The following is a 14,858-nucleotide window of genomic DNA, read 5'->3' on the forward strand; positions in this document are numbered from 1 at the left end:
ATTGTTTATACCATTCCAGGGCGATGCGCAAACCGGTCCGTACGTCTATGCGGGGTTCATACCCCAGCATTTTCCGGGCCTTTGAAATATCGGCCAGCGAATTCCGGATGTCCCCATCCCGGGGCGGACCATGCCGCGCCGGGGCGTCCGAACCGGCCAGGGCCGACAGGATCGTCCAGAGCTCGTTGAGGGAAACGCTTCCGCCGCACGCGACGTTATAGACCTCGTGCCGCCCGGCCGGGGCGCCCAGGAGCGCGCGGATGTTGGCCTGTACCACGTTCTCCACGAAAGTGAAGTCCCTCGTCTGCTCACCGTCCCCGTTGATAAGGGGGGAGGTCCCGTCGATGGCCGCCCGCATGAACAAAGGGATGACCGCGGCATAGGGACCGGCGGGGTCCTGCCGGGGGCCGAATACGTTGAAGTACCGGAGCCCGACGGCGTGGAATCCATACAACCGGGAAAATACGTCGGCGTAGAGCTCGTTTACGTATTTCGTCACCGCATAGGGTGACAGCGGTTTCCCGATCCGGTCCTCTACCTTCGGCAGCTCCGGGCTGTCTCCATAGGTGGAGGATGACGCCGCGTAGACCATCCGGCGGACCGACGGTGTTTGCGCCGCCGCCTGGAGCACGTTGAGGAAACCGGTGATATTGACCTCGTTGGTCCGCAGCGGGTCCTTGACCGAGCGCGGTACCGAACCCAGCGCCGCCTGGTGCAGGACCCAGTCCATGCCCTTACAGGCCCGACGGCAGGTCTCCGGATCGCATATGTCGCCTTCTATGAATTCAAGCCCTTCATAATCGGGCAGGTTCGATCGCTTGCCACCGGACAGGTCGTCCAGTATACGGATGCGTCCCGCGCCATGACGTGCGAGGTATTCGGTAAGATGGGACCCGATAAAACCCGCGCCACCCGTGATCAGGAAAGCGTAGGAACCGAGGTCTCCGTCATGATAGGCCGTTTCGTACATGTCATCCGTTTTTAACAGGTCTTAGCACCCTATAGGCCGGTCTTGCCATGGCAAAGAGCATCGCCTTGAACAGCCCCCAGTTGGACTGTACCATCTTGGTCGCGATCAGCCGGAAATGACGTCCCTCCGTGTCCTTGTTGGCGGCGATGAGCATGCGGTTATTGCCGAACGTAAGCGCTTTGTGTCTCCACCAGGACCATCCCGTGGACCAGGAGCCCACGGACATCCTCCGGTATACGCTCATTACGTCTTTCATAAAGCGGACCCTCCCGTTCATCGCCAGGTAGATGGTGAGGGGATAGTCCCCCACGACTCCGCCGCCGACCCAATCCGGCAGGCTGGCGCCGAGTTCCCCGCGGAAAAATATGCTGGCCGTACCGATAAAGGCGCCGTCGTTCAGTATGATCGTCTTGAGATCCACCCAGGTGTCGCAAGGATAATTTTGTTGTACGAAGTTCATCGACGCATCCGGGTACCGGTGCTCGATGGCATGGAAACAAAGGCTACAGTCCGGGTTCGCCTCCATGAAGTCGAATTGCTTTTGCAATTTATAGGGATCGATCCAATAGTCGTCGCCCTCGCACATGGCGACATAGGTACCGTCGCACGCCGCGAAAGTCCGGACCATATTGCCCATCATTCCCAGGTTTTTGCCTGCATCCGGCAACAGGCGGATGCGACCGGGGTACCGATCGCAATACTCCTGGATGATGGCCCGGGTCCGGTCTTTGGACCGGTCCTCCCCGATGACCAGCTCGAAGGGGAAGCTCGTCCGCTGCATCATGATGCTTTCAATGGCTTCCGCTATGTAGGGCTCGTGGTTATAGGCGAGCATATGGATCGAAACGCCGGGGGTACTCATACGTGTTTTATTAGGAGTCTCTTGATGATTAATTCTTTCATGTCTACCGCCGCCTGAACCTTCAGGGCGCGACATATCGCCAGGAACAGGAGCGCGAAGCAGCCGCCAACCAGCCCGATCCTGGCCATGTCCTCCCAGCGCCCGATCAACTGGCCGGACAGGTAGACGTTGAACACCCACGCCGCCGCGCCGGCGAGCAAGGCGACCAGGAAAATGTTATAGACATCCCCGACCTGCCGCTGACCGGGGTAGCCGATCAACTTCCCGCCCACGCTGCTGTTGATCAGGAACATCACGATAGAGCTCACCAGCTGGAAATAGAGCAGGGCGTAGATCCCGAAGGAAAACGCGCTCAATACACCAATTGTGATCAAGGCTTTTTCGATGATCGACAGCCTCAGGTAAAGGTCGCTCCGGCCTTTGACCAGGAGTATATTCAGGTTATACCCATTGACCGTATTGAGCATACCGGCTACGCAAAGGATACGGAAATAAGGGACCGCAGGCAGCCATTTGTCGGTCATCAGCACGCGGAACAGGGGCTCCGCCGTCACAATGAGTATGGTCAATACCGGTACTATCACGAACAAGGTTTGCTGGATCAGCTTCCTGTAAGATGCCTGGAGCCTGGCATTGTCGTTTTGCATGGTCGAGAGCGCCGGGTATGTCACCGCCGCCAGGGGGTCGGACACCCCTTGAACCGGCACCTGTACGAGCGTGTAGGCGCGGCTATAGTAACCTACCTGGAGCGGCAGGAATACGCGTCCGATAATGACGGCATAAATATTCTGGTAGACGCGGTCGAGCACCGTGGACAGCAACAGCTTGTACCCGAAGGAAAAGTGGTGTTTCAGTTTTACCCGGTCTATCGTCCACGTAGGCGTCCAGCCGGACCGTATCCACAATTGCAAGGCAAACAGGAAGTGCCGCGTCAGGTACATATACACAAGGCTCCAAACGCCCCAGCCCATATAGGCCAGCACGATACCCACGATACCGCTGGCGATCAGGGAGGGCAGGTGGATCATCGTCAGCAGCTTGAACCGCATGGCCCGTACCAGGCGGGTCGACTGCACGGCGGAGAAAGCAAAGGCCAGCAAGCAGAGCATGTATACCCGGACGACCGGCGTCAGGATGGGTTGATGAAAGAATCCGGCAATGAGGGGAGCTGAAAAGAACAACAGCCCGTATAAGAAAAGGCTGACCGCCAGGTTGATGAAGAAGACCGTCGAATAATCGGCGCGGTCCGGGTTCTCGGTCCGGATCAGGGAGTTTGTCATTCCGCCGTTCAGCAGGACCTCCCCTACGGCGCTGAAAATCGTGACCTCCGCGACCAGCCCGAACTCCGAGGGGAGCATAAGCCTGGCCAGCACGACCGACACGAGCAGGTTGATCACCGCCTGGAAAACGTTGAAGCTGAAGAACCAGGCGAAACCGGATATGATTTTATCGAGCTTGCTCATAGGGGGGCCTAGGAGGCGTTTTTTCGGTTCTTCATGAAAAGTCTGGCCCACCGGCTCTTCCCCGTCCAATCGTCCTCGTAGTAGGCGCCGCCGTAGCGGTAGCCATAACCATAGCCGTATCCGTACCGGCTGCTCACATCCACGTCATTGATGATGATGGACAGCCCTTTCATTTTCCTATGGACAAACAGGTCGTCGACGATGGACAGCTGCTGTTTGAAGGTATAGTTCTGGCGGGTCACATATAGACAGGTATCCGCATATCCCGCTATCAGCAAGGCGTCCGATACCAGACCCACGGGCGGCGTATCGATGACGATATAGTCGAAGTTGGCGTACAGGTAGTCGAAAAGCGTCTTCATTTTATCCTGTAACAACAGCTCCGCCGGGTTGGGAGGTATGGGGCCCGAGCCTATGACATACAGGTTGGGGTTGTCCGGCACCTGCTTGGGCAGGTATTTCAAGTCCATGTTGGATACCATGAAGCTGCTGAATCCCTGGTCGTTGTTGAGCCCCAACAGGCTGGACAACCGGGGCTTGCGGAGGTCCAGCTCCAGCAGCGCCACCTTCTTGCCCGACAGCGCCACGGTTGCGGCGAGGTTGAGCGACACAAAGGACTTGCCTTCCCCGCTCATCGAAGAGGTCACGAGTATGACCTGGTGTTGTTTGCCGGTGAGGACAAAACGCAGGTTGGTCCGGAGCGACCGGAATTGCTCGGCAATGCTGCTCCGGGCGTCCTTTGCCACGACGATGGCCTCGCCCGTCTTGTTGTGCCCGATTTCCGCCAGGATGGGCGTAGCCGTCAGCGTTTCTATGTCCTTGCGCTCCCATACCTTGTTGTTGAGGAACTCCTTGAGATAAATGATGCCGGCGGGTATGACGAGACCGACCACGAGCGCGATGGCGTAGAAGTTCATCCGGTTCGGGCTGAAGGGGCCGCCGTCGCACCGGGCGGGCTCGATCAGCCTGGAATTGGAGAGGGTCCCGGACTTGGAGATGGCGGTTTCTTCGCGCTTTTGCAATAGGAACAGGTACAGTTGTTGCTTGACCGTCTGTTCCCGGGAAATGTCGAGGAAAGCCCGTTCCTTGGAAGGGGCGTCGTGAAGCATCCCGGTCACTTCGTCCAGCTTTCCGGTCAGCTGTTCTTTGGCGATTTGTACCCCCCGCTTGACGTTGGCCAGGCTTTGCACGAGGTTCCGCTTGACGGAATCGATCTGGTTGTCCATCTGGACCACCAGGGGGTTCGAAGGCTTGGTCGTTTGCAGGGCTACGTCCCTTTGCATGATGAGACCGTCGTAGCGCTGGAGCATCGCAAAATAGCTTGGATCGGCGGACATGATGTCCGGGGGGATGACGCGGGGCGTCTTGTCCTGCAACCGTTCCTCCACGGTGCCGATGATGGCGAGCTGGAGGTCCTGCGCGGCGACCTGCTTGTTGAGGTCGTTGGCATCCTGGAGCGCCATTTTGGACTGGTCGTCGAGGCTTACGAGGTGGTTGGCCGTTTTGAATTCCTCGATGTTCTTTTCGACCCCGGACAGCTCCCGGTGGACGATCTCCAGGCGGTTGTTGATGAATTCGATCGTCTTATCCGCTATCGTACTCTGGTCTTCGACGTTGGCCAGGGTATAGACCTCATAAAGCTTGTTGAGCACGTCTTCGCCGCGCCGGGGGATGGCATCCGCCAGGCTCATCTGGATGACGTTTTCATTGTCCCCCATCTGCATAACCTTCAACCGGCTGCTCAGGGACGAAACCACGGCGTCTTCGGGGGCGATGGTCACCAAATAGGGGCTCGTCGGCAACGATCCCCGGGCGATCGGGTTCCGTAAAAAGACCAGGCTCAGGTCGGCCGTCCTCAGCGTATCGCCCCAACCCAGCACCTGCTTGCCGGTTTCGTTCTCCAGGAATATCTTTTGTCCGTCGGGTGAAAAAGTCACCGTCCATCCGTGGCCCTGGGCGCTGTCGGCCTGGTTGGACAGCTCGACGATAAAGGGCGCCGTGCGGTAGACTTCGGTGGACTTGAAGAGCCCTTTCTGGAAATAAGCGACGTTGAGCTGCAGCGCCCGGACGGTGCGCATCATCAGCAGCCTCGTCCGGAGGACCTCCATCTCGTTGGCGACGTCGTTGTTGTTATTGTTGACGATGTTCATCTGCGTCAACTCGTCGTTGGCGCCGGACATGGCCTGGGTCTGGCTTTTCAGCAGGAAGCGCGCCTGTACGTTATACATCGGGATCATGTACCGCAGGTACACCTTGGACACGACGAGACAGACGGCGACAGAAATAAGGAACCAATACCAGTTCTTCAGCACTTTGGCAAGCACCTCCTTGAACAGGTTGGCCTGGGGCGACCTCCGGACAGGTTCACCCTGGGGGCTCTGATCGAATGGCAGGGGGCTGTTCATGGTCGCTTATTTAAAAAGATAAATGGCGGTTAGGGTGATGGCCAGCAGACCGCTGGCGATGGAAATATCCCGGATCAGGCGGTCGTCGGACGCGGCGATCTTGGGCTTGGTGGGCTCCACGTATATGATGTCGTTCTGCTTCAGGAAATAGTAGGGCGACAGGAATATGTCGCTGGAGGAGAGGCTCAGACGGGCAAACTCGCGACGTCCGTCGATTTCCCGGACGACCAGGACATTGGCGCGCTTCCCATAAATGGTCAGGTCCCCCGCCATGCCAAGGGCGTCCATGATGGACACCCGCTCTCCCGTGATGGAATAGGTGGCGGGACGGGTGACCTCGCCGAGGACGGTGATCTTATAGTTGAGGAACCGGATATTGACGGAAGGCTGTGTCAGGTATTGCTGCAAGCGCGCGTCGAGGGTGTCCCTCAGCACGGCGGTCGTTTCCCCGACCACTTTGATCTTTCCCAGAACCGGGAAATCGATAAAACCGTCCTGGTCCACCAGGTATCCCCTCGGGCCGCCACCCGAAGCGGCGGTCTGCTGAACGCCGCCGCCACCGGTCTGGCCGCCCTGGGCGCCGGCGCCGGCATCCATCGTCGTCGTTTGTACACCACCCTGGTTGAAAGGGGCGGACGCGGCGGCGCTCATACTGTTGACGTAAATATCCAATATGTCGCCGGGCTCGATACGGACCTGGTAGTGTCGTAGGGAGTCCTGTACATAAAACTTTCCGTTGGCAGTATCCTTCAGGTTACTGAAATAGACGATCTTCTTGACGTTGTAGCAGGAGAATAGACAAGGCAGGAGCAGGCACAGTACGGCAGCGGGGAGGCACCGGTTTTTCCTGGGTTTCATAAATAGGTTTAATAGGACGTATTGGATTTCAGCCACAATATACAAAATTTACCGTTTTGCACTATTTATTAACAACTTATTTGCCGTAGATCATCGACGTCATAAGGATCGCCCAAGCGCCGCCACGGCCCTGGTAGGCGTCGTGCGCCCCGGGTGTCCGTTCCCCGTATCGTTTGGATAAGACCCCCGCGCGTACCAGCGCGCGCGCGCCTTCGCGCATCCTTTCCACACCCGCCGCTTCGGTCATCCATGACCGTTGGGGCGGCTCGAAGCCGATCTTGTCGGTGCGTACCGGCAGGGCGTCCGCAAAGGCCACGCGCATCAGGAATTTGGTGACGCCCGCCCGCACCTTGGCCCGGGCGGGGAGCATCAGGAGGAAGTGTACCAGCTCGTGATCGAGGAAGGGAAGGCGGACCTCCCGCCCGTGTGCCATGGCGTTGCGATCGCAGTACCGCAGCAGGTCCGAAAGACCGCCCAGCGTAAGGTCGTACCGCAGGGCGTCGTTGAGACCGGGGCCTTGCTCCGCGGGCAGGTAGACTTCGGATCGGTAGGCCGCCGCAAAGTCCCGTTGAAAGAGGGGGTCGATCCATTGCCTGCGGTCCGCGTCCGCGATCTTTGCGCGCCGGAGCCACCCCGCCCGCTGCAGGAAGGCCCTCATACCCGCAGGCTGGTAGCGGGGGTATCCGCCCAGCGCCTCGTCCGCCCCCTGGCCATCGAGGAGCACGGTGACGCCGGCGTCCTTCGCGGTCTCCATGACTTTGTACTGGGCGTATATCCCCGCCGAGCCAAAGGGTTCCTCCTGGTGGTGGAATACCTTGTCCAGCTTCGCCCAGCAGTCGCTTCCATCGGGATAGCAGTCGTGCCGTTCGGCGCCCTCCCGTTCGGCCGCCGCCTGTATGTACGGGCCTTCATCGAGAGCGAAGCCGGGAAAACGCGCGGAAAATACGGGGATCGCGCCCTCGTCCCGCCCGATCCTTTCCTCTCCCGCCCGCCTGATCAGGTGGAGGATCAAACTGCTGTCCAAACCACCGGAAAGACTGCTCCCTACCCGTACGTCCGACCGCAGCCGCCGCCGGACCGAGCGCTCCATGAGGGACTTGAATATTTCCGCGCTCCTGGCGTCGTCCATCCGGCCTTCATCGGGCGCGTTCTTCAGCTGCCACCAGGCGTACTTCTTCACCCGCACCTCCCTGTCGACAAGCAGGAAGTGGCCGTTCTCCAGGCGGGATACGCCTTCAAAAAAGGTTTCGGACCGGTCCCCGGCGTTTTGCAACAAACCGAAGGAGAGGTAGTTGTATGCCATCGCTCCATTGGGCTCTCTGGGAACACCCGCCGCCCAGAGGGCCTTCATCTCGGAGCCAAACAGGAAGGACCGCCCCGGCGCATAGGCGTAATAGAAAGGCTTTTCCCCAAACCGGTCCCGGGCGCAAAACAGCGTCTCTTCCACGGTGTCGTACAGGGCAAAGGCAAACATGCCGTCCAGCAGCTCCAGACAGGAAACGCCCTTGGCGTCGTACAACGCCAGGAGGACTTCGGTATCCGAGGTGGAGCGGAAGCGATAGCCCTGGGTTTGTAGTTGGGCCCGGAGCTCCAGGTAGTTATAGATTTCGCCGTTGTAGGTGATGATGTACCGTTCGGCGGGGCCCCCGTTCTGCCGCTCGGCGGGGCCCCCGTTCGGCGCCCCATAACCCATGGGCTGGCGCCCGGTTTCGGACAGGTCCAATACCGCCAGCCGGCGATGCCCCAGCCCGACGCGTCCGCCGGCGCCCGTCCAGAAACCCTCCCCTTCCGGTCCCCGGTGGGCGATCGCATCGGTCATCGCGCGCAACCGGGTTTCCGACACCCTCGCCGGATCGACGCTAACGATGCCGGCTATTCCGCACATAGGCGATACATTTTCTCGATGAGGGCGACGACCGCGGCCGCGTCTCCAGGGGGGACCGCCATGTGCGGCCGGCCCCTGAGGGCGTCGATGACGGTGGCCAGCATTTGCCGGTGACCGGGGTGGTCGCCCGACGCCACCGGCACGCCTGGCGCACCCGGGATTTCCGTCAACCCCTCGACATGGCAGTAGGATATTTTTTCGAGGTATTGCCCGCTCACCCGGACGCTACCTTTTTCGGCGATAATGGTGATCGAGCTGTCCATGTTCCGATCCCAAGCCGCCGTCGTGACGTTGACCGACCCAACGGCGCCGCCGGGCCAGGCCAGACGGATCAGCCCGGTATCCTTTGGCCGGCGGGCGCCGGTCCATTGCGCGTCGACCCGGGAGGGCTCTCCCCACAGCCAGTAAAGCAGGTCGATAAAATGCGAAAACTGCGTATATAACACCCCTCCATCCAGGTCCGGCGTCCCATGCCATCCACCGGGGAGGTAATAACGCTCGTCCCGGTTCCAGAAGCAATCTACTTGTACCAGGTAGGGAGCGCCGAGGCGGCCGGTTGTCACCAGCTCCTTGAGCCAGCGGGCTCCGGGGGCGAAACGGTTTTGGAGAACGGGGAACACCCATCTGTCCTTTTGCCTGGCTCGCTCCAAGACCGTTTGTATGTCCACGCTGTGCAACGCCACCGGCTTTTCTATGATTACGTGTTTGCCATGGTCCAAGGCCGCGCAGGCCTGGGAGGCGTGGAGACCGTTGGGCGTGGCGATCACGACGACGTCGACGTCCGCGGCGACGGGATCGGCCAGCATCGCTTCGAGGCTTCGAAAGCCCTTCGGCCCCCGGGGCAGCTCAGCGGTCACGTCGACGACGGCGCGCAAGGCAGCCTCCGGGTGATCCCCGATCAACGCGGCGTGGCGGCGGCCGATGCGGCCGTAACCCACGACGGCGAAGCCTATGGGCCGCGCTTCCGACGTCTCTATGGCTGCTTGCCCTGGCATGCGTTAATGGGTCCGGGTGACTTTGTTGTTGTCCAGCCGATATTCCTGCCCGCTTTCCGGACACGTGGCGACCCCGTTCCAGTCGAACGCCAGGGCATGACCATACTCACTCACCCATCCGGTCTGGCGCGCCGGGTTCCCCACAACGAGGGCGTAGTCCGGGACGGTCTTGGTCACCACGGCGCCCGCTCCTATGAACGCGTATTTGCCGATGTTATGGCCGCACACGATGGTGGCGTTCGCGCCGATGGTCGCGCCCTCACCGACGAGCGTCTTGGAGAACATTTCCTTCCGGTTCACCGCGCTCCGGGGGTGGAGCACATTGGTGAATACGCAGGAAGGGCCCAGGAACACGTAGTCCCCCAGGATCACCCCCGTATAGATCGAGACGTTGTTCTGCACCTTGACATAATCCCCCAGGACCACGTCGGCGGCCACGTGGACGTTTTGCCCAAGGTTGCAGTGCTCACCGATGACGGCTCCGGCCATGATGTGGCAGAAGTGCCAGATCTTCGTCCCTTCGCCGATCCGGCATCCATCGTCCGCCACGGATGATTCATGTATGTAGTAATTTTTTTCCGACATAGTCAACTTTTTAAATCCCGCGCGTTTAAAGCCCGCGCGGGCGTCACAGCCTTAACGCGCCCCACTCCCGCGGCAGCGCTGCCTTTACGTCGAACAGCACGGCGTCGCTGCGCCCCAGTGTGCGGATGTCCAGCTCCAGGAACTCCTGGTGGGCCACCGCCAGGATGATGGCGTCGAACGTCTTGCCATCCGGGAGGGTCTCCGCCATCGGTATACGGTATTCGTCGAGCACCTCCGCCGCGGATGCCCTCGGGTCGTGCAGCGTGACGTTCACGTGGTAGCTCTCGAGCTCCCGGTAAATGTCGATCACCCGGGTATTGCGCACATCGGGGCAGTTTTCCTTAAAGGTAAAGCCGAGTACGAGCACCTCCGAGCCGTTTACGGGGATGTTGCTGCGGACCATCTGTTTGACCACCTGCTCGGCCACATAGGCGCCCATCCCGTCGTTGAGCCGGCGCCCCGCCAGGATGATCTCCGGATGATACCCCACCTCCTGGGCCTTTTGGGTCAGGTAGTAAGGGTCCACGCCGATACAGTGCCCGCCAACGAGACCGGGCGTAAACCGCAGGAAATTCCATTTCGTACCCGCCGCTTCCAGCACCTCTCGCGTATCGATCCCCAACAGTGTAAAAATTTTGGACAGCTCGTTGACAAAGGCGATGTTGATGTCCCGCTGACTGTTTTCGATCACCTTCGCCGCTTCCGCCACCCTGATGCTCGACGCCTTGAAGGTACCCGCGTCGATCACGGTGGCGTATAAAGCGTCGACGGCATCCGCCGCCGCCGGCGTCGACCCGGACGTCACTTTCAGGATTTTGCTGACCGTATGCTCCTTGTCTCCCGGGTTGATCCTCTCGGGCGAATAGCCCGCAAAGAAATCCACGTTGAAACGCAAACCCGATACCCGTTCCAGGACGGGAACGCATTCTTCTTCGGTCACGCCGGGATACACCGTGGACTCGTATACGACGATGTCGCCCTTCTTCAGCACCTTTCCGACAGTCTCGCTCGCCCGGTACAGGGGTCCGAGATCGGGTCTGTTGAATTTGTCGACGGGGGTCGGCACCGTTACGATGTAAAACCGCGCATCCGCAATCTCCGCCAGATTGCCGGTGACATCCAGGCCCTTGCCGCCATGGCGTTCCACCGCTTTCAGCTCCGCGGGCGTGATCTCCAGCGTCCTGTCGTGCCCTCTTTTCAGCTCCGCAATCCGCCCGGGGTTTATATCGAAACCGGTCACCATATGCTTCCGCGCAAACGCGGCCGCAAGCGGCAGTCCCACATATCCCAATCCAATGACGGCTATTTTCCGGGCTTCAGACATAACGGCCTCTTTAAGACGATTTAGAGGCGGTAATATTACATGAAAAAAACTAGATTACCATCGCCGCGCCACGGCGCGGAAGGATGCTATATTTTCCTAGCATCTTTCCGCGCAGGGCGGGCCACAGGCACGCCGGCCGAAGGCCCATCATTAGCCACGGCGCGGAAAGACGCTATATTTTTCCAGCGTCCTTCCGCGCCGTACCTTTGCGCCCATGCATTACGCCTCGGTAGACAATATCGCTAAATCATACGGCGCGCGGACGCTCTTCCAATCCATTTCATTTCACGTCGAAGAGGGCGACAAAATCGCCCTGATCGCACGGAACGGCAGCGGCAAGTCTACCCTGCTCAATATCATCGCCGGCCGCGACACCCCGGACAGCGGGTCCGTATGGGTCCATAAGGACGTAAAGGTCGTGCTGCTTCCGCAGGAGTCGGACTACAACCCGACGCTGAATGTCTGGGACAACCTCCTCAGCCTCGACCACCCGGTGGTCCGCGCGGTGAAGGCATACGAGCAATACCTGGAGGAGACCGGCGACCAGGGCGACGCGCGGCTGGGCGACCTGCTCCAGGAGCTCGACCGCCTGGAGGCCTGGCAGTTCGAAGCCCAGGTCAAGCAAATCCTGGGGAAACTCAACCTCCACCACCTGAAAGCCCCCATGCGGCAGCTGTCGGGCGGCCAGCGCAAGCGAGTCGCACTCGCCCAGGCGCTGCTCGAATCACAGCTTCACGGGCCGGCCACCCTGCTGCTCCTGGACGAACCAACCAACCACCTCGACGTAAACATGATCGAATGGCTGCAGGAATACCTGTCGGCCGCGCGCGCCACCGTGGTGCTGGTTACCCACGACCGTTACTTCCTGGACGCGGTCTGTAGCGAGATCATCGAGCTGGACACCAGCGTAGCCCATGTGTACCACGGCGACTACGACAATTTCCTTGTGACAAAGGCGGCCCGGCAGGAGTCGGACGCGGCTACCGGCGCCAAGACCCAGAACCTCTACCGCAAAGAGCTGGAGTGGATGCGCAAACAGCCCAAGGCCCGGACCACCAAGTCGAGGTCCAGGGAAGACAATTTCCATGCCCTGGAAGAAAAGGTCCGTCAGCGCACCGAGCACTCCGAGCTGACGCTCCAGGCCAAAATGACCCGGCTGGGCGGTAAGATCATGGAGATGAAAAAGGTCTACAAGGCCTACGGATCGCACGTCATCCTGAAGGGCTTTGACTATACCTTCAAACGGGGGGAACGGATCGGGGTCGTCGGTCCTAACGGCGTCGGCAAGTCGACGTTCCTGCGGATGCTCCTGGGGTTGGAGGAGGCAGACAGCGGTAAGATGAACCCGGGTGAGACGGTGGTGTTCGGCCATTTTTCCCAGGATGGCCTGGAGTGGAAGGAAGACATGCGTGTCATCGAATACGTCAAGACTATGGCCGAATTCTTCCCGCTGGCGGACGGCAGCAAGATCAGCGCGGCCCAGTTCCTGCAGTTGTTCGCCTTTCCGCCGGAGCAACAGTATACGTACCTGTCCAAGCTGAGCGGCGGGGAAAAACGCAGGCTTCAACTCCTCACCATCCTTTTCCGGAACCCCAACTTCCTCGTCCTGGACGAACCCACCAACGACCTCGATCTGCAGACCCTTCGCATCCTGGAGGACTTCCTGAGCGACTTCGGGGGCTGTCTGGTCATCGTCTCCCACGACCGGTATTTTATGGACCGGGTGGTGGATCACCTCTTTGTCTTCGAAGGCGAAGGCCGCGTCCGGGACTTCCCCGGGAACTATACGCAGTACCGCGAGGCGCAGCGGCAGGAAGAAAAGGCCGTGCCGGTCGCACCAGTCGCACCAACGCCTGCGATAGCGCCGCCCGCGACGCCGAAGGCGGTGAAGCTGACGTTCAAGGAAAAACGGGAGTTCGAGCAACTGGAGCAGGAGCTCCCCGCGTTGGAGTCCGAGAAACGCGCGCTTGAAGAAAAGATGAGCAGCGGCGCCCTGGACTATGACACGCTAACGCAGGCCGGCGCGCGCATACAGGAGATCGTCGCGCTGCTGGAAGAAAAGGAAATGCGCTGGCTCGAGCTCAGTGAGCGGTCATAACAGCTCTTTCTCACTGATCAGTTTATTCTTTAGCGCGTATATCACAACCCCCGCGGTGTTCTTGACGTTCATCTTTTCGAGTATGCGGGTCCGGTAGCCCTCCACCGTCCGCCGGCTCAGGAACATGCTCTCTCCCATTTCCTGTGCGGTGAATTGCTTGCAGATGAGCTTGATGATCTCCAGCTCCCGGTCGGAAAACTCGATGACTTCCTTCTTGCGGCTGAAGTTGCTCTTGACGATCATGCTGGCCAGGGTCACGGAAGTATCCCGGCAGTAATACTCCTGGTTTTGGACCACGGAGGCGATGGCGTCGAGTATCTCTTGTTTGTCGGCGTTTTTGAGGAGGTACCCCTTGGCGCCGGCTTCCAGCATCTCGACGATCAGGTTTTCCTCGGAGAACATGGAAAGGGCGATGATCTTCAGGTCCGGGAACTCCTGGAGCAATATCTTGGTCGCCTCGATGCCGTCCATGTGCGGCATCTTGATATCCGCCAGGACGACGTCGGGTTGGGTTTCCCGCACCATGGCCAGGAGCTCGCCGCCGTCAGCGGCCTGCCCGGCAAGGGTCATGTTCTTCTGACGGGAAAGCATCAAGGCCAACCCATCCCGAAAAATTTCGTGGTCATCTGCGATCACCAATCGAATAGGGCTGGTCATAGTTTGTAAGCGTTTGACTACAAAGGTATCTCAATATAGTAACGGGTCCCCTCCTGCGGCTTACTTTCGATGGTTAAGATTCCGCGAAGGATTTCCGCCCTGCTTTCCAGGCTCCTCAATCCAAGACCCATGGACGATTCCTTCATCTTCTGTGCGTCAAAACCACGCCCGTCATCCTTGGTCATCACCAACAGCCGGTTGCTTTCATGGCTGATACCGATGTGCAGGTGCCTGGCGCCGGAGTGCTTGATGGTGTTGTGCACGATCTCCTGGACCATCCGGAACACGTGGATCTCCTTCTCGCGCGGGATCACGATCTCCTTCCAGCAGTGCAGCTGGATGCGGACGGGCGCGGTCCCGTTCAGGTGCCCGATAAATTCCTTTACCGCCTCCAGCAGCCCTTTTCGGTCCAGGGTGCTGGGCAGGAGGTTGTAAGAAATCTCTCTCATGTTGGTGATTATCTCGTCGATGTATTTGCTCGATTTGTCGAGCACCTGTCGCTCGAAGACATTGTCTGTCTCGATCGAGCCCATATTGAGCTTGACGGTACTCAACAGGGGGCCAAGGCTATCGTGCAGGTCGCCCGCGATCCGCCGGCGTTCATTTTCCAGTATGGTAACCTCCGCCAGGAGGCGATCCCGCTGGAGCCGGACGTACCGGCGGTGGTAACGGATTATGGAAACCACAAAAAACAGGACGATCACCCCCACCAGGCAACCAATCAGCACCGTGGTATATAATATTTTGTCACCCATG

General features: G+C 59.6%; 12 protein-coding genes. 1 reads left to right on the forward strand and 11 read right to left on the reverse strand.

The genetic code is table 11. The features are described 5' to 3' along the window. From VL547_RS10565 to VL547_RS10605, 9 genes are all read right to left on the reverse strand, one after another. A partial coding sequence (locus tag VL547_RS10565; protein ID WP_325577631.1) for an SDR family oxidoreductase occupies positions 1-970 on the reverse strand: 970 nt, incomplete at its 3' end. Position 971: 1 nt separating this feature from the next. Next, positions 972-1,832, reverse strand: a complete 861-nt coding sequence (locus VL547_RS10570; protein WP_325577632.1) for a glycosyltransferase family 2 protein — start codon at positions 1,830-1,832, stop codon at positions 972-974. Then, positions 1,829-3,295: a lipopolysaccharide biosynthesis protein gene (locus tag VL547_RS10575; protein WP_325577633.1), complete on the reverse strand. Its 1,467-nt coding sequence runs from the start codon at positions 3,293-3,295 to the stop codon at positions 1,829-1,831. The genes VL547_RS10570 and VL547_RS10575 overlap by 4 nt, the downstream gene beginning before the upstream one ends. Positions 3,296-3,303: 8 nt before the next feature. Next, the gene (locus VL547_RS10580) at positions 3,304-5,700 is read right to left on the reverse strand and encodes a GumC family protein (protein WP_325577634.1); all 2,397 of its coding nucleotides are present in this window, start codon (positions 5,698-5,700) and stop codon (positions 3,304-3,306) included. Between the two features lie 6 nt (positions 5,701-5,706). Beyond that, a complete protein-coding gene (locus tag VL547_RS10585; RefSeq protein WP_325577635.1) occupies positions 5,707-6,558 on the reverse strand; it encodes a polysaccharide biosynthesis/export family protein in 852 nt (283 codons plus the stop codon). 76 nt (positions 6,559-6,634) lie between these two features. Next, entirely contained in the window at positions 6,635-8,443 is a 1,809-nt protein-coding gene (gene asnB / locus VL547_RS10590; RefSeq protein WP_325577636.1) for an asparagine synthase (glutamine-hydrolyzing), read from the reverse strand. Continuing rightward, the gene (locus VL547_RS10595; RefSeq protein WP_325577637.1) at positions 8,431-9,438 is read right to left on the reverse strand and encodes a Gfo/Idh/MocA family oxidoreductase; all 1,008 of its coding nucleotides are present in this window, start codon (positions 9,436-9,438) and stop codon (positions 8,431-8,433) included. The genes asnB and VL547_RS10595 overlap by 13 nt, the downstream gene beginning before the upstream one ends. 3 nt (positions 9,439-9,441) lie before the next feature. After that, positions 9,442-10,023 (reverse strand): acyltransferase, encoded by a 582-nt coding sequence (locus VL547_RS10600; RefSeq protein WP_325577638.1) that lies wholly within the window; start codon positions 10,021-10,023, stop codon positions 9,442-9,444. A 43-nt stretch (positions 10,024-10,066) separates the two neighbouring features. Continuing rightward, positions 10,067-11,347, reverse strand: coding sequence for a nucleotide sugar dehydrogenase (locus VL547_RS10605; protein WP_325577639.1), 1,281 nt, complete (start codon positions 11,345-11,347; stop codon positions 10,067-10,069). A 214-nt stretch (positions 11,348-11,561) separates the two neighbouring features. Between VL547_RS10605 and VL547_RS10610 the strand changes: the two genes are divergently transcribed. Next, positions 11,562-13,445 carry an ABC-F family ATP-binding cassette domain-containing protein gene (locus tag VL547_RS10610; RefSeq protein ID WP_325577640.1) on the forward strand — a complete coding sequence of 628 codons (1,884 nt, stop codon included), beginning with the start codon at positions 11,562-11,564 and terminating at the stop codon, positions 13,443-13,445. On the opposite strand, the gene VL547_RS10615 is transcribed toward VL547_RS10610, so the two are convergent. Continuing rightward, positions 13,440-14,102, reverse strand: a complete 663-nt coding sequence (locus VL547_RS10615; RefSeq protein ID WP_325577641.1) for a response regulator transcription factor — start codon at positions 14,100-14,102, stop codon at positions 13,440-13,442. The genes VL547_RS10610 and VL547_RS10615 overlap by 6 nt on opposite strands. Before the next feature lie 17 nt (positions 14,103-14,119). Then, on the reverse strand, positions 14,120-14,857 hold the full coding sequence (locus VL547_RS10620; RefSeq protein WP_325577642.1) for a sensor histidine kinase: 738 nt from the start codon (positions 14,855-14,857) through the stop codon (positions 14,120-14,122). Position 14,858 lies beyond the last annotated feature (1 nt).

It is taken from the genome of Dinghuibacter sp. (assembly GCF_035492835.1).
Lineage (GTDB): Bacteria > Bacteroidota > Bacteroidia > Chitinophagales > Chitinophagaceae > Dinghuibacter.